The sequence below is a fragment of the Thiomicrolovo immobilis genome (assembly GCF_039645955.1).
In the GTDB taxonomy this organism is placed as follows: Bacteria; Campylobacterota; Campylobacteria; order Campylobacterales; family Sulfurimonadaceae; genus Thiomicrolovo; species Thiomicrolovo diazotrophicus.
The window spans coordinates 740,057-761,129 of sequence record NZ_CP147916.1; the positions used below are offsets into that span (position 1 = coordinate 740,057).

26 protein-coding genes are annotated in these 21,073 nt (G+C 55.6%); 24 read left to right on the top strand and 2 right to left on the bottom strand.

Annotated elements, in window-relative coordinates; genetic code table 11:
- Positions 1–2: 2 nt before the first annotated feature.
- Positions 3–1,097 (top strand): succinyl-diaminopimelate desuccinylase, encoded by a 1,095-nt coding sequence (gene dapE, locus WCX72_RS03775; protein WP_345970953.1) that lies wholly within the window; start codon positions 3–5, stop codon positions 1,095–1,097.
- On the opposite strand, the gene WCX72_RS03780 is transcribed toward dapE, so the two are convergent.
- Positions 1,091–2,539 carry a GNAT family N-acetyltransferase gene (locus WCX72_RS03780; RefSeq protein ID WP_345970954.1) on the bottom strand — a complete coding sequence of 483 codons (1,449 nt, stop codon included), beginning with the start codon at positions 2,537–2,539 and terminating at the stop codon, positions 1,091–1,093. The two genes, dapE and WCX72_RS03780, sit on opposite strands and share 7 nt — an antisense overlap.
- Complete coding sequence (locus WCX72_RS03785; RefSeq protein WP_345970955.1) at positions 2,532–3,722, bottom strand: amidohydrolase; 1,191 nt, start codon at positions 3,720–3,722, stop codon at positions 2,532–2,534. The genes WCX72_RS03780 and WCX72_RS03785 overlap by 8 nt, the downstream gene beginning before the upstream one ends.
- 107 nt (positions 3,723–3,829) lie before the next feature.
- On the opposite strand from WCX72_RS03785, the gene WCX72_RS03790 reads away from it, so the two are divergent.
- The 23 genes from WCX72_RS03790 (at position 3,830) to WCX72_RS03900 (ending at position 21,001) form a co-directional block, all read left to right on the top strand.
- The gene (locus tag WCX72_RS03790; protein WP_345970956.1) at positions 3,830–4,222 is read left to right on the top strand and encodes a thioredoxin family protein; all 393 of its coding nucleotides are present in this window, start codon (positions 3,830–3,832) and stop codon (positions 4,220–4,222) included.
- Complete coding sequence (locus WCX72_RS03795; RefSeq protein WP_345970957.1) at positions 4,222–4,596, top strand: RidA family protein; 375 nt, start codon at positions 4,222–4,224, stop codon at positions 4,594–4,596. Before WCX72_RS03790 ends, WCX72_RS03795 begins: the two co-directional genes overlap by 1 nt.
- A gap of 225 nt (positions 4,597–4,821) precedes the next feature.
- The gene (gene rplU / locus WCX72_RS03800; RefSeq protein ID WP_231020522.1) at positions 4,822–5,130 is read left to right on the top strand and encodes a 50S ribosomal protein L21; all 309 of its coding nucleotides are present in this window, start codon (positions 4,822–4,824) and stop codon (positions 5,128–5,130) included.
- Between the two features lie 17 nt (positions 5,131–5,147).
- The gene (gene rpmA, locus WCX72_RS03805) at positions 5,148–5,405 is read left to right on the top strand and encodes a 50S ribosomal protein L27 (protein WP_231020523.1); all 258 of its coding nucleotides are present in this window, start codon (positions 5,148–5,150) and stop codon (positions 5,403–5,405) included.
- 137 nt (positions 5,406–5,542) lie between these two features.
- Positions 5,543–6,643 (top strand): GTPase ObgE, encoded by a 1,101-nt coding sequence (gene obgE, locus WCX72_RS03810; protein WP_345970958.1) that lies wholly within the window; start codon positions 5,543–5,545, stop codon positions 6,641–6,643.
- Positions 6,640–7,410 (top strand): glutamate 5-kinase, encoded by a 771-nt coding sequence (gene proB, locus WCX72_RS03815; protein ID WP_345970959.1) that lies wholly within the window; start codon positions 6,640–6,642, stop codon positions 7,408–7,410. The genes obgE and proB overlap by 4 nt, the downstream gene beginning before the upstream one ends.
- Positions 7,407–8,315 carry a methionyl-tRNA formyltransferase gene (fmt, locus tag WCX72_RS03820; protein ID WP_345970960.1) on the top strand — a complete coding sequence of 303 codons (909 nt, stop codon included), beginning with the start codon at positions 7,407–7,409 and terminating at the stop codon, positions 8,313–8,315. Before proB ends, fmt begins: the two co-directional genes overlap by 4 nt.
- Positions 8,296–8,931, top strand: coding sequence for a biotin--[acetyl-CoA-carboxylase] ligase (locus WCX72_RS03825; RefSeq protein ID WP_345970961.1), 636 nt, complete (start codon positions 8,296–8,298; stop codon positions 8,929–8,931). The genes fmt and WCX72_RS03825 overlap by 20 nt, the downstream gene beginning before the upstream one ends.
- Entirely contained in the window at positions 8,928–9,710 is a 783-nt protein-coding gene (locus WCX72_RS03830) for an AAA family ATPase (protein ID WP_231020528.1), read from the top strand. The genes WCX72_RS03825 and WCX72_RS03830 overlap by 4 nt, the downstream gene beginning before the upstream one ends.
- Positions 9,711–9,719: 9 nt before the next feature.
- Positions 9,720–10,565 carry a ParB/RepB/Spo0J family partition protein gene (locus WCX72_RS03835; protein WP_345970962.1) on the top strand — a complete coding sequence of 282 codons (846 nt, stop codon included), beginning with the start codon at positions 9,720–9,722 and terminating at the stop codon, positions 10,563–10,565.
- A gap of 131 nt (positions 10,566–10,696) precedes the next feature.
- Positions 10,697–11,119 (top strand): F0F1 ATP synthase subunit B', encoded by a 423-nt coding sequence (locus WCX72_RS03840; RefSeq protein WP_345970963.1) that lies wholly within the window; start codon positions 10,697–10,699, stop codon positions 11,117–11,119.
- Positions 11,120–11,125: 6 nt separating this feature from the next.
- Positions 11,126–11,644 (top strand): F0F1 ATP synthase subunit B, encoded by a 519-nt coding sequence (locus tag WCX72_RS03845; protein ID WP_345970964.1) that lies wholly within the window; start codon positions 11,126–11,128, stop codon positions 11,642–11,644.
- Complete coding sequence (locus tag WCX72_RS03850; protein ID WP_345970965.1) at positions 11,644–12,177, top strand: F0F1 ATP synthase subunit delta; 534 nt, start codon at positions 11,644–11,646, stop codon at positions 12,175–12,177. The genes WCX72_RS03845 and WCX72_RS03850 overlap by 1 nt, the downstream gene beginning before the upstream one ends.
- Positions 12,178–12,198: 21 nt before the next feature.
- A complete protein-coding gene (atpA, locus tag WCX72_RS03855; RefSeq protein ID WP_345970967.1) occupies positions 12,199–13,716 on the top strand; it encodes a F0F1 ATP synthase subunit alpha in 1,518 nt (505 codons plus the stop codon).
- Between the two features lie 8 nt (positions 13,717–13,724).
- The gene (gene atpG / locus WCX72_RS03860) at positions 13,725–14,615 is read left to right on the top strand and encodes an ATP synthase F1 subunit gamma (protein ID WP_345970968.1); all 891 of its coding nucleotides are present in this window, start codon (positions 13,725–13,727) and stop codon (positions 14,613–14,615) included.
- Positions 14,616–14,625: 10 nt separating this feature from the next.
- Positions 14,626–16,023, top strand: a complete 1,398-nt coding sequence (atpD, locus tag WCX72_RS03865) for a F0F1 ATP synthase subunit beta (protein ID WP_231020535.1) — start codon at positions 14,626–14,628, stop codon at positions 16,021–16,023.
- Positions 16,024–16,050: 27 nt separating this feature from the next.
- Positions 16,051–16,443: an ATP synthase F1 subunit epsilon gene (gene atpC / locus WCX72_RS03870; protein WP_231020536.1), complete on the top strand. Its 393-nt coding sequence runs from the start codon at positions 16,051–16,053 to the stop codon at positions 16,441–16,443.
- Positions 16,444–16,452: 9 nt separating this feature from the next.
- On the top strand, positions 16,453–17,028 hold the full coding sequence (locus WCX72_RS03875; protein ID WP_345970969.1) for a MotA/TolQ/ExbB proton channel family protein: 576 nt from the start codon (positions 16,453–16,455) through the stop codon (positions 17,026–17,028).
- The gene (locus WCX72_RS03880; RefSeq protein ID WP_345970971.1) at positions 17,025–17,423 is read left to right on the top strand and encodes a biopolymer transporter ExbD; all 399 of its coding nucleotides are present in this window, start codon (positions 17,025–17,027) and stop codon (positions 17,421–17,423) included. Before WCX72_RS03875 ends, WCX72_RS03880 begins: the two co-directional genes overlap by 4 nt.
- Positions 17,395–18,174 carry a TonB C-terminal domain-containing protein gene (locus WCX72_RS03885; RefSeq protein ID WP_345970972.1) on the top strand — a complete coding sequence of 260 codons (780 nt, stop codon included), beginning with the start codon at positions 17,395–17,397 and terminating at the stop codon, positions 18,172–18,174. The genes WCX72_RS03880 and WCX72_RS03885 overlap by 29 nt, the downstream gene beginning before the upstream one ends.
- Positions 18,175–18,176: 2 nt before the next feature.
- A complete protein-coding gene (tolB, locus tag WCX72_RS03890) occupies positions 18,177–19,418 on the top strand; it encodes a Tol-Pal system protein TolB (RefSeq protein ID WP_345970973.1) in 1,242 nt (413 codons plus the stop codon).
- A gap of 116 nt (positions 19,419–19,534) precedes the next feature.
- Entirely contained in the window at positions 19,535–20,080 is a 546-nt protein-coding gene (locus WCX72_RS03895; RefSeq protein WP_345970974.1) for an OmpA family protein, read from the top strand.
- Positions 20,081–20,089: 9 nt separating this feature from the next.
- On the top strand, positions 20,090–21,001 hold the full coding sequence (locus tag WCX72_RS03900; protein ID WP_345970975.1) for a tetratricopeptide repeat protein: 912 nt from the start codon (positions 20,090–20,092) through the stop codon (positions 20,999–21,001).
- Positions 21,002–21,073: the final 72 nt, after the last annotated feature.

The following is a 21,073-nucleotide window of genomic DNA, read 5'->3' on the forward strand; positions in this document are numbered from 1 at the left end:
GTTTGGACGTCATTGCACTTTTTAAGCATCTGATCGAACGCAAAAGCGAGACGCCGGACGACGGCGGTATCCTCGATTTCGTCGAGGGGTATCTTGACGGCTATACCGCGGTGCGCATTGACGTCGCCGAGGTGAAAAACCTCTTTATCTACAAACGTTTCGGCGAGGGGGAACACCTCTGTTTCGCGGGACATGTCGATGTCGTCCCGGCGGGCGAGGGGTGGGAGACGGACCCCTATACGGCCGTCGAGAAAGAGGGCAAGATCTACGGCCGAGGCGTGCAGGATATGAAAGCCGGCGTCTCGGCATTTCTGCAGGCGGTCAAAGAGACCGAGGCATTCCGGGGGACGCTCTCCTTGCTGCTCACCTCCGACGAGGAGGGGCCCGCGAAACACGGCACCGTGGAACTGCTCAAATGGCTGCAGACGGAGGGGATGCTCCCCGATGCCTGCATCGTCGCCGAACCGACCTGCGAAGAGCGGTTCGGTGACGCCATCAAGGTCGGGCGCCGCGGCTCCATCAACGGCGTGATCGAGAAGCGGGGCAAACAGGGGCATGCCGCCTATCCGGAAAAAGCGAAGAACCCCATCCACAAAGTCGCCCAGGTGCTGCACCACATGGCGGGGGTAAACCTGGACGAGGGGGACGAATACTTCAGCCCCAGCCAGTTCGTCGTGACCGATATCCGCGCGGGTATGGAGGTGACCAACGTGACCCCGGGTAAGCTGAAGATGATGTTCAACGTCCGCAACTCCACAAAAACGGCCAAGGAAGATATCGAGGCCTTTGTCCACCGCTATTTCAAGGAGATGGACTACACCCTGAGCCTGGAGCAGAGCGCGAAGCCCTTCGTCACCGATGCCAACACCCACATCGTCCGCACGATCGATGCGGCGATCGCATCGGTAACGGGGCTGAAGCCCAAACACTCCACGGCGGGGGGAACATCTGACGCCCGCTTCATCGCCGAATACGGTATCGACGTCATCGAGTTCGGGGTGCGCAACGACACGATCCACGCCCCGAACGAATGCACGACGCCCGAGCAGGTCCGGGGGCTCTGCGATGTCTTCAAGCAGGTGATCGCGACCTACTGAACCTCCGCGCCCGCAGGGGCGACCCTCGCTTCATCGGCCTGAATATACTCCAGCATCGCCCTGGCGTGCTGCGAATAGCATACCAGCTGCTCCTCGTCGACAAACCGGCTGTTTTTCCGTTGCAGCCGCAGATAATCCTCATTATGATAGTAACTGAAGAAGACGCCGCTGTAGAAGAAATGGCGGCGGTTGAGCATGGCGACAACCTCGTCGATCTCCTCGATATGGTGAAGGTTGATGTCGGCATAGACCATTTCGCAGTGGTCGGTGTGCATCAGGTCGATCAGCTCATCGAGCGCCTCGTCGTCGGGCAGCCCCTCGATAATGATGAATCCGACATTGATATAGGGGTTTAAATGGTGCGAAAGGAGCTGCCGGTTGGGATTGGCCGGTCTGCTGGCCGAATTTTCCACCTTCGCGCAGCGGTAGGCGGCTTCAATCTGCCCGGCATAACGCTGCGGCGGCAAGCAGTAGCGTTTATGGGTGTCAAAGACGAGAAAACTGATCATCGCTCCGCTGCGCAAGGAAGCCTTGATCTGGCGTTCGATCTCCGTCTGGGAAGGGACTTCGCCCAGCACGATCGCCGTTTCGCACATACCGTGGGAGAGGTTGGCTCTCTGGCTGTAGGGGTGCAGCATCAGCGCTTCGCCGTAGATGGCGTTGAGATGCATCGCCCTGGCGGTGGCGATGATCGTATCGAACATGCGGTTCATGATCCCCATCTTCTTGAATTCCGGGTCAACGGCGGCGATGGCGATTTCGGCGATTTCGGTGTGGCGGGAGAGCACCAGTGCGAAATGGCCGACAACGCGCACCCCGTAGACGGCGACGATAGAGACGACTTCCCGGTCCTGGTTGAGCTGCCGGATCTTGACGGGATCGTAGAACTGGCTCTTGTAGTAGGTGTAGTGGTAGTTTTTATAGATAAGCTGGGCGATCCCCTCGGCATCCGACTCATCGAAACGCCGGACATCAAGCCGCTGCAGGATCGTCTCCTTGTCCGGCAGCGCCGTCGAGGTCTTGCCAGTACGGATGTCATAGTTATGCTCGAAGGCCTGGATGACGCTGAAACGTTTTCCCCGGTTCTCAAGCATCGTGAACCAGAAACGGTCGACGAGGTCATAGATGCGGTAGAATCCCTTTTCATGCTGGGTAGTTTGGTCGACCGCCTCGCTCATAAAGGGGGTGAAATCAAAGGGAAGCCCGCTGTCCTCCACATCGATCTGCAACTGCCGCGGGGTAATAGTAAAACGGACCGTGACATCCATGTTCTCCAGTTTTTCATAGGCGTGTTCGACGACGTTTTCAAGCAACTGGTCGATCGCCTCGGAGAGCTGTTCAGGGCGGTGCAGCGGCAGCAGTTGCCTCAGGTGTTTGCAGGTGTAGCGTAAGAGACCGAAGTGGGTTCTGCTGGTGAGGCGGATTTCGATGAGGTCACGCATCGTCCATCGCTTTCAGCGCCGCGAGGGCCATGATCTTCATGCCGTAGCGCAGGGCGTCGTCGTCGACATCGAAGCGGGCATTATGCTGGGCGACGCAGGTCCCTTTTTCCGGATCGCAGCTCCCTAGCCGGAAAAAGGCGCCGGGGACGATCTCGAGGTAGCGCCCGAAGTCCTCCCCGCCCATTACGGGGTCGGCGAGATCGATGATGTTTGTTTCTTCCAGTACCTCCGAAGCGGCGGCACGGATGATGTCGACCATGGCGTCGTGATTCTGCACCTCGGGGGAGCCGTAACGGTAGGAGAAGGCGTAGGTGGCGTGCATGGAGTTGCAGATTCCCCTGATGGAGACCTCCATCATCTCGGGGATGGCGTGACGCACATCATGGTTGACGGTCCGTACCGTACCGCACACCTTGACATGGTCGCAGATGACGTTGGGCGCTTTGCCCCCTTCGACGGTCCCCAGAGAGATGACGGCGGGATGAAGGGGGTCGATACGCCGGGAGACGATATGGTTGAGGGAGTTCACCGCCATCGACATGACGAGGATGGCGTCGACCCCTTCATGGGGGCGGGCGCCGTGCGCACTTTTGCCGAAGATCTCGATCTCGAAGGTATCGGCAGAGGCGAGCATGACCCCGTATTTGTATCCGATCTGTCCGGTGTTGAGATAGGGGTAGGCGTGCAGCCCGAAGATCGCCTTCACGTTCTCGAGGGCCCCGTGGGCGATCATCTGGGCGCTGCCCCCCTCGGTGATCTCTTCGGCGGGCTGGAAAATGAAGCGGAGGTTCTGCCCAAGGCTGCCTTCAATGCGCTTGAGCGCCAGGGCGGCCCCCAGCAGCACGGCGGTATGGGCATCGTGCCCGCAGGCGTGCATAATGCCCGGGGATTGCGAAGCATAGGCCCTCTCCGTGCGCTCCTGGATCGGCAGGGCGTCGATGTCGGCACGCAAGGCAACGAAGGGGGCGTCCTCGTTCACGACGATCTCGGCGATCAGCCCGTAGTGTTCCTCGAAAGAGCGGACCTGCAGCCCCTCTGTTTCGAGGATCGCCTTGATCATCAGGGTCGTATGCTCTTCCGCGCCTGAGAGTTCGGGATGGGAGTGCAGTTCGTGCCGCAGCGTCACGATCCGCTCTTCGATGGCGTCAATCGTTTCGAACAGTGTGGTTTGCCGTGTTTCCATGCGTCACCTTCCCCGTTTGATTTGATTATAGTGCAGTCACATTAAAAGCAATCTTTGGTGCGCCGCGCTTTTCTTATGCTAAAATGGACCTACCATAGAGGGGGCTCATGCGCTATCTGCTGAATATTCTTTTTTTCGCCGCACTGCTCTTAGGCGCCCCGACGGAGTGGGCGAAGAGCCTGGACGATGCCAAACGGATAGCCGCGGCGGAGGGGAAACTGGTCTATGTGCTGATCACGGAGCCGGGCTGCCGCTGGTGCAAGCGCTTCAAACGTACGACGCTGCGCGACGACGGGCTCCGCCGACGGCTCGATGAGATGGCCGTCGGGGTGGAGGTGGAGCGCGGCAGCGGCACCTACCCCGATACCCTCAAGGCGCCGATGATTCCGATGCACTATTTTTTAAGTCCCGATGAGAGGGTTTTGGTTAAAATGCCGGGCTACTGGAACATAGAGGATTTTATGTCCATACTCGACGATGTGGAAAGGAAACGAAAATAATGCAGTTTGTACAGACGGAAAACGCCCCGGCGGCAATCGGACCCTACTCGCAGGCGGTCAAAGTGAACGGGATGGTCTACACCTCCGGGCAGATCGCGCTGACCCCGGCGGGAGAGATGCTTGAGAACGATATCACGGTTCAGACGAAGCAGGTGCTTGCCAACTTGACGGCGGTGCTTGAAGCGGCGGGCAGCGGCCTGGGCAAGGTAATCAAAACGACGATCTTCCTGGACAGCATGGACGATTTTGCAACGGTGAACGCCATATATGCCGAAGCCTTCGGCGATCATAAGCCGGCGCGTTCGACGGTGGCGGTCAAAACCCTGCCCAAAAATGCCTTGGTGGAAATAGACGCGATCGCCCTTGCGGATTAAAGCCTTTTTGGCTATAATTCGCCCACTAAAAGAACAGGGACCTCTCTTGAAGACTGAGAGTGTAACCAGAGGAGCGCGCTGAAGTCGCGGCATGCGTGTCGTTGAAAGCGCTCCTCCATCCAGGCGCTAAAAGGCCTGATCGAACTGATTGTCACGTTTTGATGAGTCGGATACACTCTGAGTCTTTAAGTAGAGATTCTTTTCTATACATTACAAGGAAATGCTATGTACGCAATCATCAAAAACGGTGGCAAGCAGTATAAAGTAGAAGAGGGCGATATCCTCCTGCTTGACAAAATGAGCCTTGAGCCGAAAGCAACGCTCGAGATCAAAGAAGTACTCGCGGTCAACGCCGGTGAGCTGAAAGTCGGTGCTCCTTTTGTTGACGGTGCGGTTGTCACTGCAGAAGTCATCAACGAAGGCCGCGACAAGAAAGTCACGATCTACAAGAAACGCCGTCGTAAAGACAGCAAGCTCAAGCGCGGTTTCCGCCGCAGTTTCACACGCGTTCGCATCACGAAGATCGCGGCGTAATCTAGGAGGAGTTCGATATGGCACACAAGAAAGGTCAAGGTAGTACACAGAATAACCGCGATTCCGCGGGACGTAGACTTGGTGTGAAGAAATTCGGCGGCGAAGTTGTCAAAGCCGGAAACATCATCGTTCGCCAGCGTGGTACGAAAGTCCACCCGGGCCAGAACATCGGTATGGGCAAAGACCACACGCTTTACGCGCTGGTTGACGGCATCGTCCAGTTCGAGCGCAAAGATAAGACCCGCAAGCAGGTCTCTATCGTCCCGGCTTCCTAAGCCGCTTTTTTAACTACACGCCGCCCGAGCTTAGCTCGGCGCCGCTGCTTTCTATAAGAATCACCTTTATTTAACAGTATACTTCTAAACGGATGTCCAAGTCTTCTGTTGAGTGAAGCCCTACAAGGATTTAATGCATGTTTGTCGATCAGATCGAATTGGAATTGTCATCAGGGAAAGGCGGCGCCGGCTGTGTAGCGTTCCGCCGCGAGAAATTCGTCGTCAACGGCGGCCCGAACGGCGGGGACGGCGGACGGGGCGGAGACGTCTGGTTCCGCGTCGACAACAACACCCATACCCTGGCCCATTACCACGGCAAGCATAAGCTGGTGGCGGAAAACGGCCGCCCCGGCCTTGGCTCGAATATGACGGGCAAGTCTGCAGCGAAGCTCTTTGTGATCGTTCCCCCGGGCACCCAGGTGTTCGATGCCGAGAGCGGCGAGCTGCTGATGGACCTGGTCAGCGAGGGGCAGGAGCAGAAGCTGCTGCAGGGCGGCAAAGGCGGCCTGGGGAACACCCACTTCAAATCCTCGACGAACCAGCGCCCGACCTATGCGCAGCCGGGCGAACCCGGAGAAACACGCCGAGTCCGGCTGGAGCTGAAACTTATCGCCGATGTCGGTCTGGTCGGATTCCCCAACGTCGGTAAATCGACGCTCATCTCGACGGTCTCCAATGCGACACCGGAGATCGCGAACTACGAATTTACGACCCTGACACCGAAACTGGGGCAGGTCCGCGTCAACGATTACGAATCTTTCGTGATGGCGGATATCCCGGGGATCATCGACGGCGCCAGCGAAGGACGCGGTCTGGGACTGCAGTTCCTGCGCCATATCGAACGGACCAAAACGCTGCTTTTCATGATCGACCTGGCATCATACATGACGATGACCTACCAGTACGAGACGCTGCAGCAGGAGCTGGAACGTTTCAGCGAGATGCTCGCCACACGCGCTTTCGCCATTGCGCTGACCCGCGTCGACGCCCTCTCCAAAGAGGAAGCCGAGCAGAAGATCGCGGAGATGATGAAGCTGGTGGGGGTGACGCCGTCGCAGAAGAGTCGCTACGGATTCGATGACGCCCTGCCGTTTTACGAGCAGGACCTCTCCGACGAATCCCAGAGTTTTGACCGGGAAAAACCCTTCTTCATGGTCCCGATCTCCTCGGTCGCCCATGAGAATATCAAGCCCCTCAACTTTGCACTGCACACCCTGGTGGAGATGGAACGCGCGTGAAACGTATCGTCCTGAAGGTCGGCAGCGCCGTCCTCACCGAGAACAACCGCATCGCCCGCAACAGGATGCAAAACCTTGTCGACCTTATCGCCCGTCTCAAAGCGCGTTACGAGGTGATCCTTGTCTCCAGCGGCGCCGTAGCGGCGGGGTATACGGAGCTTAAGCTCGACAAGAGCGTTCTGGCGAACAAGCAGGCGCTCGCGTCCATCGGCCAGCCGCTGCTGCTCAACCGCTACAAGAAGAAGTTTGAGAAACACGGGATCCTGCCGGCGCAGGTCCTGGTGACGGCGGCCAACTTCTATACGGAGAGCCAGGCGGAAAAGGCCCGCAACACCATCGACACCCTGATCGAGAACGGGGTCGTGCCGATTATCAACGAAAACGACGCCACCGCCGTCGAGGAGCTGGTCCTGGGCGACAACGACCAGCTCTCCGCCTACACGGCGTACCACTTCAACGCCGATCTGCTGGTGATCCTCTCCGACATTAACGCCTATTACGACAAGGACCCGCACTGTCACGACGATGCCTGTGTCCGCCCGCTCGTACACGCCATCAAAGCGGAGGAGCTCTCGAAGGAGGTGACGCCGCACAACAGTTTTGCGACCGGGGGCATCGTCACCAAACTCAAAGCGGCGCATTTTCTCCTCGAACGGGGCCGCAGCATGTTCCTGGCCAGCGGCTTTGAACTGGAAGACGTCGAGAACTTTCTGCTGCATGACACCCAGAGCGGCGGGACGCTCTTCACCCCGGAGGTATCGGCATGAAAGTGATCTTTATGGGGACACCGGATTATGCCTCCCGGATCCTGGAAACGCTGATCGCTCAGCATGACATCGAGGTCGTCGCCGCTTACACCCAGCCGGACAAGCCCGTGGGTCGGAAAAAGGTGCTGACGCCGCCGCCCGTCAAAACGGTGGCGGAGGCGGTGGGCATCCCCGTCTTTCAGCCCGAGCGTCTGCGTGACGAAGCGACGGTTGAGACGTTGCAAGCGATCCCCTGCGACTATATCGTCGTTGCCGCCTACGGGCAGATCCTGCCCAAAGCGGTGTTGGCACACGCCCCCTGCATCAACCTTCACGCCTCTATCCTGCCGCAGTACCGCGGCGCGAGTCCCATTCAGCAGAGCCTTCTGAACGGGGATAAAGAGACCGGCGTGACGGCGATGCTCATGGAAGAGGGGCTTGATACGGGCCCCATTCTTGCCACCCGCCGCATTGCCATCGGCGACGATGAAACGGTGGGGAGCCTTTTCGAACGGCTGACCGACCTCGCCGCAGACATGACGCCGGAGGTGCTGCGCTCCTACCCGACCCTGATGCCGGTTCCGCAGAACGACGCCGATGCAAGCCTCTGCAAGAAGATCAGCAAGGCCGACGGCGAAGTCGCTTTTGACGACGCCCGCTCCCTCTATAACAAGTACCGTGCCTTCACCCCCTGGCCGGGGGTCTACCTGGAAAGCGGCCTGAAACTGACAAAGATGCATCTGGCGGAAGAAGACGGCGGTTTTGTTCCGGGGCGTATTCTCGCCGTTGAGAAATCGCGGGTGAAAGTAGGCTGCAGCACGGGTGCACTCTGGATCGAGACGGTCCAGCCGCCCTCGAAAAAAGCGATGGCGGTCATTGACTACCTCAACGGGAAACGGCTCGGTCTTGACGATACGCTGGCTTGAGCGGGTCGATTCCACCCAGCGCTATCTCATCGATCAGCTCAAAAAGGGTGAGGTTGTGCCGCCACTTGCGGTAGTAGCGGACGTACAGGACGCGGGGCGCGGCAGCCGGGGAAACAGCTGGACGGGGTTGGAGGGGAATCTCTTTTTCTCTTTTGCCGTCGAACGCAGCATTCTGCCTGCCGATCTCAAACTTGAATCCTCCTCCATCTATTTTGCCTTTCTGCTCAAAATGGTTCTTGAAGATGCGGGATCGGAAGTCTGGCTGAAGTGGCCGAACGATTTTTACATCGGGGAGCAGAAAATCGGCGGAACGATCACGACACTGCGACAAAATAGCCTTGTGTGCGGCATCGGGCTCAACTTGAAAAATGCCCCGGAGGGGTTCGCCGCTCTTGACATTGAAATTTCACGAAAAAAGTTATTAGATGATTATTTTTCAAGGGTAGAAGGATTTCCAAAATGGAAGGAAATCTTCAGACTATACGCGCTAGAATTTGACAAAAGCAGACGGTTCCAAACGCATAATAATCATCATAAATTTTCCTTAGAAAACGCGGTGTTATGCGACGACGGATCGGTTATGTGTGACGGGCAAAGGATATACAGCCAGCGATGAGTGAAGTAATTGTAATCGCCAATCAAAAAGGCGGGGTAGGCAAGACGACGACTGCGGTAAATCTCGCGGCGTCCCTTGCCGTTGAAGGGAAAAAGGTGCTGCTGATCGATGCCGATCCCCAAGCCAATGCCACGACATCGCTGGGATATACCCGTAACGACTACGAGTTCAATATCTACCATGTATTGATCGGGGCAAAGAAGCTCGGCGACATCATCCTGACGACCGAACTGCCGATGCTGGATCTCGCACCCTCGAACATCGGCCTGGTCGGGGTGGAAAAAGAGTATTACGACTCCAGCCAGAGCAAAGGGCGCGAACTGATCATGAAAAAGGCGATCGCGCAGGTCAAAGAGCATTATGACTATGTCATTATCGATTCGCCGCCGGCGCTGGGACCGATGACGATCAACGCCCTGAGTGCCTCGAATTCGGTCATCATCCCGATCCAGTGCGAGTTTTTCGCCCTGGAGGGGCTGGCGCAGCTGCTCAACACGGTACGCCTGATCCGTAAAACGATCAACCCTGCGTTGGCGATCAAGGGATTCCTGCCGACGATGTACAGTTCCCAGAACAACCTCTCCAAGCAGGTCCTGGCGGACCTGCGCCAGCACTTCAAAGAGAAGCTCTTCACCGACGAGATGGACGACTGCATCGTCATCCCGCGCAATGTGAAACTGGCGGAAAGCCCCAGTTTCGGCAAACCCGCGGTCCTGTACGACGGACGTTCCAGCGGCTCCGTGGCGTACCAGAACCTTGCCCAGGCTATCCTGGCGTAACGGATGGGTATGGCAAAAGCGAAATCCCTTGGACGCGGCCTGGGCGAACTGCTCGGAGAGATCGAAGAAGCCTACGATCACGAAATCCCCAAAAACGCCCAGGTCGTAGAGGTCCCCCTCTCACAGATACGGCCGAACCCTTTCCAGCCCCGGAAACATTTTGACGAAAAAGCGCTGAGTGAACTGGCCGCTTCTATCAAATCCCACGGCCTGATCCAGCCCATCGTCCTCGTCGAAGACGTCGACGGCTACATCCTCGTCGCGGGGGAGCGGCGCTGGCGTGCAAGCAAACTGGCGAAACTGAAGACGATTCGTGCCGTCATCGCCTCCCTGGACGAGGCGCAGATGCGCCAGCATGCGCTGATCGAAAATATCCAGCGCGAGCAGCTCAACGTCGTCGAACTGGCCCAGGCCTACGAAGAGCTGATCAACCTCCACGGTCTGACCCAGGAGGAGCTGGCAGCGGTGGTCCATAAAAGCCGCAGCCACATCACTAATACCCTCCGCCTTCTGCAGCTTTCCAAGAAAACCCTCTCCTCGTTGATCGACAGTACGATCAGCGCCGGGCATGCCAAGGTCCTCGTCGGGCTGACCGACAAGGAGCAGAAGGTGATGGTTGACTCTATCCACGGCCAGAAGCTTAGTGTCCGCGAGACGGAACAGATGGTCAAACGGTTGAAGAGCCGCGGCGAGCATGAAGTACAGGAGAAGCCGAAAGCCCCGGAATACGACCTCGGGGCCGTACGGAACGCCCTCGCAGACGGCGGGTTTACCGTGGCCTCCGGAACGAACAAAATCACCATCACTTTTCGCGATGAGCAGGAGATTGCCCGTTTTCTGGACATCCTCGGCTGACCGCTGCATTAATTTGTAACCAAAAAATTTCACCCTTTTGTAATTTTTCTCCTTTTTCGCTTTTTCACCTCCCAACTTAACAGGGTTTTTAATTTATAAGTTGTATAATCACGCAACTTTTAGGAGGTGATATGTTAGATATTAGTCCACTGCTGCTCATCAGTACAGCTGTTGTCTTCCTTATCCTTATCGCCGTTCTAAACGGTATGCTCTACAAACCTCTCTTCGCTTTCATGGAAAAACGTGACCAAGACATTCAGAACGATCTGGCGGAAATCGGCTCAAACGACGCCGAAGTCAGCGCACTGAACGAAACGGCAGATTCCATTATCAGCGAAGCACGTTTGCAAGCGGCTGCGGAACGGGAAAAAGTGATTGCGGATGCAAAAAAAGCGGCGGAAGCCGCCATCGGTGCCAAGCGTGCTGAGCTGGCCAAAGCCTACGATGCCTTTGAGGCGGAACTTGCGACAGAGCGCGATAACCTCCGCTCAGCGCTTGCTGCAGAGGTCCCGGCTTACGTCGAGGCTGTTAACGCCAAGATCAGCAAGATATAAGGAGATATGATGAAAAAACTGTTGGTAATGACCCTGTTCGTTTCAGCATCGCTCTTTGCTTCATCCGGTGCCGAGCACGGTGCGACAGATATTCTTCCGCGTACGGTCAACTTCCTGATCTTCGCCGGAATCCTGTGGTATTTGCTGGCGAAGCCGGTCAAGGGATTCTTCACCGGTCGTGCCGGTGAAATCGCCGACCGTCTGAACAGCATTCAGGAGAAACTGCGTGCCTCCGAAGCGGAAAAAACCGCTGCGGAAGCGCGTGTCGAAGAGGCAAAAACCTTTGCGGCAGAACTGACGGCGACAACGGAAAAAGAGAAAGAGGTTCTCAAGAAACAGATTGAAGTCCAGTCTGCCAATGAGATCGCCGTTCTCGAAAAACAGATGAAAGACAAAGAGAGCCTCGCGGAACGCCAGATGGTGCGCGGCGTTGTCGAAACTGTTCTTTCAGACGTAACGGCACAGAGTACAGCTTCTCTCGACAAAGAGAAGATGGCTGACATCATTATGAAGAAGGTGGCTTAATGGAAGCGATGATCGCACAACGTTACGTCAAAGCCCTCACTTCCATGATGGATGCCGAGGCTCTTGCCAATACGAAAACCCTTTTTGATGCACTCGCAGACGCTTATAAAGAGAAAGCGTTTGCCGATATCATCAATGACCCCCAGATTGGCGACGCTGCGAAAGAAGAGCTCCTGCTCGCCATCGTAGCGGGTGCTGACAGCAGCGCAGTGAACAACCTGATCAAACTGCTGGTCGAGAAAAAGCGCCTGACGGTTATCCCGGCGATTGCGGAGTCACTCCGCCTGACACTGGCAGGGATGAACAAAACCTATGAAGGCAAGGTCTACAGCAACACGGAGGTTGAAGCATCGACCCTCGCGGCGCTGAGCAGTGACCTGGGTAAAAAGATGGATGCGACGATCACGCTCGCTTTCGTCGCATCGGATTATGACGGTATCAAAGTTGAAGTGGAGGACCTCGGTGTCGAGGTCAGCCTCTCGAAGAGCCGCATGAACGCTCAACTGGTTGAGCACATCTTAAAAGCAATTTGATCTTGGAAAGGAGATAGCATAGTGGTAGCAAAAGTACAAGCAGATGAAATCAGTTCAATTATCAAAGAACGTATTGAAAACTTTGAACTGAACGTCGAGATTAATGAAACAGGGAAGATCGTCTCTTACGGAGACGGTGTTGCTCAGGTCTATGGCCTGTCCAATGCAATGGCCGGTGAAATGGTCGAATTCGAAGACGGGACTCAGGGTCTTGTCCTCAACCTCGAAGAGAGCAGCGTCGGTGTTGTTATCCTCGGTAAAAGCGGTGCACTGCGCGAAGGCATGAGCGTCAAGCGCCTGGGCAAACTGCTGCGCGTACCGGTCGGTGACGCACTGCTGGGTCGCGTTGTCAACGCCCTGGGTGAGCCTATTGACGGCAAAGGCCCGATCGAAGCAACGGAAAACCGTTTCGTCGAAGAGAAAGCACCGGGTATCATGGCACGTAAGTCCGTCCATGAACCGATGGCAACGGGTATCAAGTCCATTGACGCTCTCGTGCCGATCGGCCGCGGTCAGCGCGAGCTGATCATCGGTGACCGCCAGACAGGTAAAACCACTGTCGCACTCGACACGATCATCAACCAGAAAGGCAACGGCGTTGTCTGTATCTACGTTGCTGTCGGTCAGAAAGAGTCTACGGTCGCTCAGGTCGTCCGTCGCCTCGAAGAGCACGGTGCCCTCGAGTACACTATCATCGTTTCCGCGACAGCGTCTGAAGCGGCTGCACTGCAGTTCCTCGCACCGTACACGGGTGTCACGATGGGTGAATACTTCCGTGACAACGCTCGCCACGGTCTGATCGTTTACGATGACCTTTCCAAGCATGCGGTCGCTTACCGTGAAATGTCCCTGATCCTCCGCCGCCCTCCGGGTCGCGAAGCGTTCCCGGGTGACGTCTTCTATCTCCACTCCCGCCTCCTCGAGCGTGCTGCGAAGCTCAACGATGAGAAAGGTGCAGGTTCACTGACGGCGCTGCCGATCATTGAAACGCAGGCTGGTGACGTTGCGGCATACATCCCGACGAACGTCATCTCCATTACCGACGGACAGATCTTCCTCGAGACTGACCTGTTCAACTCCGGTATCCGCCCGGCGATCAACGTTGGTCTCTCCGTATCACGCGTCGGTGGTGCTGCACAGATCAAAGCAACCAAGCAGGTTGCCGGTACACTGCGCCTCGACCTGGCTCAGTACCGCGAACTCCAGGCGTTCGCCCAGTTCGCTTCCGACCTCGACGAAGTCAGCCGCAAGCAGCTCGAGCGCGGTCAGCGCATGGTCGAAGTTCTGAAGCAGCCGCCGTACTCTCCGCTGACAGCTGAGAAGCAGGCACTGGTCATCTTCGCAGGTAACGAAGGTTACCTCGACGATCTGCCGGCAAGCAGCGTTGTCAAGTTCGAAGCAGAACTGTATCCGTTCGTAGAAGCTTCTTATCCTCAGATTTTCGAGAACATCCGTTCTACATCCAAAATCGATGATGAGACGAGTGCACTGATGAAAAAAGCGATCGAAGAGTTCAAAGCGTCTTTCGTCGCTGAGTAAGGACCATCATGGCCAACTTAAAAGATATTCAACGACAGATCAAGAGTGTCTCTAGCACGCAGAAGACGACACGTGCGATGAAGCTCGTCTCCACGGCGAAACTCCGTCGTGCGGAAGAGCTCGCAAAGCGCTCACGTCTTTTTGCCGAAAAAACGAATGCCATGATCTCTGAACTGGCCAGCCAGATCGAATGTATGAAGATCGGCGGTATCGAAAACCGCGCGTTCTCCGAGATTGAAGCGCCGAAAATGGTCGATATCATTTTCGTGACGGCCGACAAGGGTCTCTGTGGCGGCTTCAATATGCAGACGATCAAAGCCGTTCGCAAGCTGATGGCCGAGTTTAAAGACGAGAAGGTGAAAGTCCGCCTTCGCGGTATCGGCAAGAAAGGGATCGAGTTCTTCAGCTACAACCAGGTGGAGATGCTCGACGAAGAGATCGGTCTGAGCTCTGCGCCGGACATGGATCGCGCCGCCGAGTTCATGGATGCATCTATCCAGGACTTCAAAGACGGCAAGATCGACGGCGTCTATGTCGTCTACAACGGCTACAAGAACGTCATCACGCAGGAACTCCACGTCAACCGCATCATGCCGGTCGATACGGAAGAGTTTGACTGTAACGACGTTAGCAAAGGTTCCCTGCTGGAACTGGAAGCGGAAGACAGTGAAAAGATGCTGGACGCCCTGCTGACAAAGTATGCCGAGTACAACATGTACTACGCCCTGATCGATTCGGTCGCGGCGGAGCACTCTGCACGTATGCAGGCGATGGATGCGGCTACGAACAACGCCAAAGAGATGGTGAAGAAACTGACAGTCCAATACAACAAGGCGCGTCAGGAAGCAATTACGACCGAGCTGATCGAAATCATCAGCGGCGTCGAATCGATGAAATAGGAGGAATCGAATGGTTGGAAAAATTATCCAGGTCATGGGACCGGTTGTCGACGTTGAGTTCGACGGAAATCTTCCTGCGATCAATGAAGCGATCGAGGTAAAAGCAAGTGTGGAAGGCAACGAATACCGTCTGGTACTCGAAGTTGCTTCCCACCTCGGTGACGGTCGTGTCCGTACGATCGCCATGGATATGACCGAAGGTCTTGTCCGCGGTACGGAAGCCGTCGCGACAGGCGCTCCGATCAAAGTACCGGTCGGTGACAAAGTTCTCGGCCGTATCTTCAACGTTATCGGTGAAACGATCGACGAAGGCGATCAGGTCACTGACGCTGAAATGTGGTCTATCCACCGTGATCCTCCGCCGCTTGTCGAGCAGAGCACGAAGACTGAGATGTTCGAAACCGGTATCAAAGTCGTCGACCTCCTCGCGCCGTACGCAAAAGGTGGTAAAGTCGGTCTGTTCGGTGGTGCCGGTGTCGGTAAAACCGTCATTATCATGGAGCTGATCCACAACGTCGCACATGCACACAGCGGTTACTCCGTCTTCGCCGGTGTCGGTGAGCGTACCCGTGAAGGTAACGACCTCTACCACGAGATGAAAGACTCGAACGTTCTGGATAAAGTTGCCCTCTGCTACGGACAGATGAGCGAGCCTCCGGGAGCACGTAACCGTATCGCCCTGACGGGTCTGACCATGGCGGAATACTTCCGTGATGAAAAAGGCCTCGACGTTCTGATGTTCATCGACAACATCTTCCGTTTCGCGCAGTCCGGTTCCGAGATGTCTGCACTTCTCGGCCGTATTCCGTCCGCAGTTGGTTACCAGCCGACACTGGCACGCGAGATGGGTGCGCTCCAGGACCGTATTACGTCTACGACGAAGGGTTCAATCACTTCCGTCCAGGCGGTTTACGTCCCTGCGGATGACCTGACTGACCCGGCACCGGCGTCTGTCTTTGCCCACCTTGATGCGACGACGGTTCTGAACCGTAAAATCGCGGAAAAAGGTATCTACCCGGCCGTCGACCCGCTTGACTCTACGTCTCGCCTGCTCGACCCGCAGATCATCGGCGAAGAGCACTATAACGTCGCTCGCGGTGTCCAGAAGACACTGCAGAAGTACAAAGACCTGCAGGATATCATCGCGATTCTCGGTATGGACGAGCTTTCCGAAGACGACAAAGCGACTGTCGAACGCGCACGTAAGATCGAGAAGTTCCTTTCTCAGCCGTTCTTCGTTGCAGAGGTCTTCACGGGCGCTCCGGGTAAATATGTCACTCTGGAAGACACGATCAAAGGCTTCAAGGGAATTCTCGAAGGTGAATACGACCACATGCCGGAAAACGCATTCTATATGGTCGGTGACATGAAAGAGGCGATCGAAAAAGCTGAAAAAGCCAAAGCGTAATCTTTTTCAGTCCAAAAGGAATAAGTAATGGATACTTTTAAACTGGAAGTGATCACGCCGAACGGCCTCATTTTTGATAATGAAGCCGTCGAAGTCACGCTGCCGGGTGAAGAGGGTGAGTTCGGTGTACTGCCGCGCCACGCCTCTTTGACTACGCAGCTCAAAGCCGGCGTCATTGACATCGTCACTGCAGAGAAACGCACCGAGTCCATCGTCGTGAACTGGGGTGTGGTTCAGGTGACTGAATCGAAAGTGACGGTGCTGGTCGACGGTGCCGTCGCGATCCGCGGTGAAGGCGAAAGCGAAATCGCCAAAGTCCTCGAGGATGCGAAAAAACTCCTGTCGGATGTTTCGGACTCCAAGATGGCACTGGCTTCGGTCTCAGCCAAGATCGAATCGGCTGCACACAAACTGCTGTAAGCGACGATCATGTTTGATTCGCTCAGCGACTACTATCTCAAAAGCAACAGTGTCACCCTCGCGGTCCTGGCACTGCTTGCGCTCTATTTCATCGTTATCAACTGGACCTTTTTCTACCGCTTTCTTTCACTCAATCGCTGGGTCGACAAAGAGACGGATTCTCTCGAATCGCTTTTGATGGGTGCACAGGGGATTGCAGCAAACTCCTACCTGAACCACTTTATCAAGAGCAGCAAACGTCTCTCCGCGGAACTCTTCGACCTGGGACTTTTCGCCGGTACGAAAGAAGCGACGAAAGGGTTGGCGATTCTCTCCGTTGTCGCCTCCACAGCACCGTTTATCGGGCTGTTCGGTACGGTTGTCTCCATCCTTGATACCTTCAACAACATCGGTAGTGCCAGCGGGACGATGGCTGTTATCGCCGCCGGCGTCTCCGATGCGCTTGTTGCGACGGCGGCGGGGATCTTCGTCGCGATCTTCGCGTACACCTACCACCAGATCCTCAAACGCCGTGCGTACGAGCTGACAGGGCTGCTGCAGATGCAGCGCGATGCCCTGATGGCGAAAGAGACGGACGCCGCGTGAGCGTATTCGACTGGGATGAGCGCCCGGAACTGAACATTACGCCCCTCGTGGACGTGATGCTCGTGCTTCTGGCGATCTTGATGGTCATCGCTCCGAACATTGTCTATGAAGAGCTGATCAATCTCCCCCAGGGTTCGGCACAGCAGCAGATGCAGAAAAAACCCCCGGTACACATTGTCATTACGAAAGAGGGCATCATTCTCGTCAACAAAGAGAAATTCGACCGTCTCGGGTTCATCGACAACTTCTACCGTTTTGCCGAACAGAATCTCGATGCCAAGTCAACGGTGACGATCAGTGCCGACCGTTCGCTGGATTACGGAATGGTGATGTCGGTTCTGGCGGCGGTAAAACAGGCAGGTTTCAGTGAAGTCTCTCTCGCTACCAACGGTTGACGACCCCAGGGACTTCTATCTGGGCGGGCTCTATGCCGTTGTCCTTTTTGTCCTGATCATCCTGCTTTTTTTCCAGCTCCTCCGGGGACTGGACAAAATGCACAGCTACGCTATGACGAAAAGTTCTGCGGTCTCTGTTTCCCTGGTGGATGTCCCGCTGGTGACTTCGAAGCAGAACAATACCCCCAAACCTATACCCAAACAAGAAGCGGCGCCGGAACCCACCCCCGAGCCTGAAGAGAGCCCCACGCCTGTTGAGGATATCTCCTCGCTCTTTTCGGATATCCAGACGCAGAAGATCGTGCATACCAAGCGGCCGGACGAGCAGAAAAAGATCGATACAAAGCGGCTTGCCAACCTCCAAAAGCGCATTAAAACAACGAAGAAGCGCGACACGACTGCAACGGCTGAGAAGGTCAAGAATCTGAACCTCGTACGCCCCTCGCAGGAAGCCGGCGGGCAGAGCGCGTCGGGCGGCGCGGAAGTCAATGCGTATTACGCTAAAATACAGGCCACTATCTATGAGAACTTCTTCCCGCCGGTCAATTCCGAAGGCTCGGTTTCACTGATCCGCATCTGGATTTCGGCCAGCGGCAAGATGACGCGTTTTAAGGTGCTGCGCCCTTCCGGCGAGGCATTTTTCGACCGGGAGGTCACGCAGCTGGAGCAGCGGCTCCTGCGCGTCAGGTTCGAGAGAAACCCAAAAGGAAATGAGGCCGTGCTGGATGTCAGCCTGGTCTCCAAGGAGTAACGATGCGTTTTTTCATTGCCATGATGATGAGTGTGACGTTGATGTTCGCCGCCGATGCGACCATTGAAGTAGTAAAAGAAGCCGACAGCCTTCCTTCCATTGCCGTGGAGGATGCCTCCGTCGATTTCACCGGTACGCCGGCCAAACGTTTTTTCAGACTGCTTTCAAGCGATCTGAACGTCTTGACGCTCTTCAATGTCGACCACCACTACGCCACGACCCATTTTGATAACGCTTCGATACTGAACCGTGCCATGGATTACACGCTGCGTTTCCGCCTGCGCGACGACGATGCCGCTTTTGTCGCCGACATCCGCCTTTTCCAGGACGACAAGGTCGTGATGCAGAAAAGCTACCGGGTGGCCAACACGGGCATGAGCCCCTTTGTGGCGCACGCGATCGCCTATGACATCAACGATTTCTTCGGCCAGGCGCCGCTGGAGTGGCTCAAGCGCAAGATTATCTTCGCACGTCTCAAAGGGCGTATGGAGAGCGAAATCGTCATTGCAGACTATACCCTCTCTTATCAGCATGTTATGATCAAAGGAGGACTCAACGTCTTTCCGAAATGGGCGGACGAGGCGCACACCGCGTTTTATTACACCTCCCTCAGCGGAAACAAACCGACCCTCTTCAAGATCGACGTCCGCACCGGTGCGCGCAATGCGATCATGAGTTCGGACGGGATGCTGGTCTGTTCCGATGTCAGACGGAACGGGCGGGATCTGCTGCTGACCATGGCGCCCAACGGGCAGCCGGATATCTACCTCTATGACACCGCCACGAAAACGGCCAAGCGGGTCACGACCTACGGCGGCATCGACGTTAACGGACAGTTCATGAATGACGGCCGCGTCGTCTTTATCTCCAACCGCCTGGGGTATCCGAATGTTTTTGCAAAGCGCCCGGGCGAAGCCAAGATCGAACAGCTGGTCTTTTATGGCAAAGACAACTCTGCGTGCAGTGCGCACAACGAATATGTCGTCTACAAATCCCGAGAAACCAACGACGCTTTCGGTCCGAATACCTTCAACCTCCACCTGATCTCGATGAAGACGGACTTTATCCGCCGCCTGACCGCCACGGGCATCAACGAGTTCCCGCGCTTCTCCAATGACGGCGATGCCATCATCTATATCAAAAACTACAAGCAGCAAAGTGCCATCGGGGTGATCCGTCTGGCCCAGAACAAAAACTTTTTGTTCCCCCTCGCAAGCGGAAAAATCCAGTCTTTGGACTGGTAATCCGTAAACTTAAAGCAGGTTGCTATATCCTGTTAAGTTTTTTTTGCTAAAATCTTCTGGATTAATTAATGAACACCCTCGTGAAAGGCTCTGTTCGGACTCCCTAAAGGATTGTGATGAAAAATGTGTTGGTATACAGCAGTGTAGTTCTGATGTTGTTGGCTGGATGTAGCTCTAAAACACCGGCGATCGATGAGACGCAGACGGGTGCGGAAAGCAGCCAGATGGAGAGTGCGGCGGATGCAGATACTGTTGTCGTCGATGAGAATGCAGGTGTCAGCGACAGCACGATCGAGATCGGTGAAGAGACGATGAGCGCACTGGAAAGCCAGATGGACTCCATCTACTTCGCTTTCGACAAATTCGATATCAGCATGGAAGCATCTTCGAAGCTCCAGACAAATGCGGCACTGATGCAGGGCAAGGCAGCTGCCTTTAACATCAAAATCGAAGGTAACTGTGACGAATGGGGTAGCGACGAGTACAACTTCGCCCTGGGCCTCAAACGCGCAAAAGCCGCCAAAGATGCGCTGGTCGCCGAAGGCGTAAGCGCCGAACGTATCAGCATGGTCAGCTACGGCGAAAGCAATCCGGTCTGTGTCGAAAAGACACAGGAGTGCTGGGCCAAGAACCGCCGCGACGATTTCAAACTTCTTCCGTAATCGGGACAAATGAAACGTCTTTCCCTCCTTCTGGCGGGCGCCTTGCTGCTTCAGCTTCAGGCGTCTGAGCCCTCCGTATTCGGTGCCGGCAATCTTGACAGCGATTCGCCCTATGGGTTGACTGAATCCGAAAAAAAGATTGTCGAAAACCGGCAGAACCTCAAGAATACCAAACGCAAATCCCAAGAGAACAGTGCACAGCTTCAGAGCCTGCGCGAACGCATTGACGGGTTGCAGACGATTATCGAAGGGTTGGCGGAAAAAACCCAGGAAAACAAGCTCAAAGTCACGGAACTGACATCCGGCGAAGACATCGGTGCCCAGCGTGATGCCAAGATCGCGGCACTGGAAGAGGCGGTCCGGGCGGACGAGGCCAATATCGCTTCGTTGAAGTCGCTCCTGGAGAGCATGGCGACACAGGTGGACGCCATCAACGCCAATTACGTTTCCAAGGATGAGTTCAACGCGCTTGTCGGGGAGATCAACGCCTTTAAACGCGATCTGGGCAAAACCCTTAAAAGCGTTAGCGCTCCGGCGGCGGGGGCATCCCTGGAGTCAAAATCGAGCAAGGAGCTTGCCGCCGAAGCGAAGGCAAGCTATAACAAGCTCTACTTCAAAGATGCCATCCCGATGTACGAGGAGCTGATCCGCCGCAACTACAAACCGGCCTATGCACACTTCATGATCGGGGAGATGTGGCACTACCGCAAAGAGTGGTCCAAAGCGCTTTCATATTTCAAGGAGAGCGCGGCCCGTTCTTCGAAAACATCGTTTATGCCGACACTGATGCTCCACAGTGCGGAATGTATGATGCATACCGGTGATTCGGCAAACGCGAAAAAGTTTCTCCGGTCACTTATCGCTAAATACCCTGCCTCCGGTGAAGCAGCGGAAGCAGAACGGCTTCTGAATACTTTGTAGGCAGCTATAGCGCCACTTTTTCAGCCGCGCTATAGTTAGATCGGGTTAGAATCCCTAAATTTTTGTAAAGGT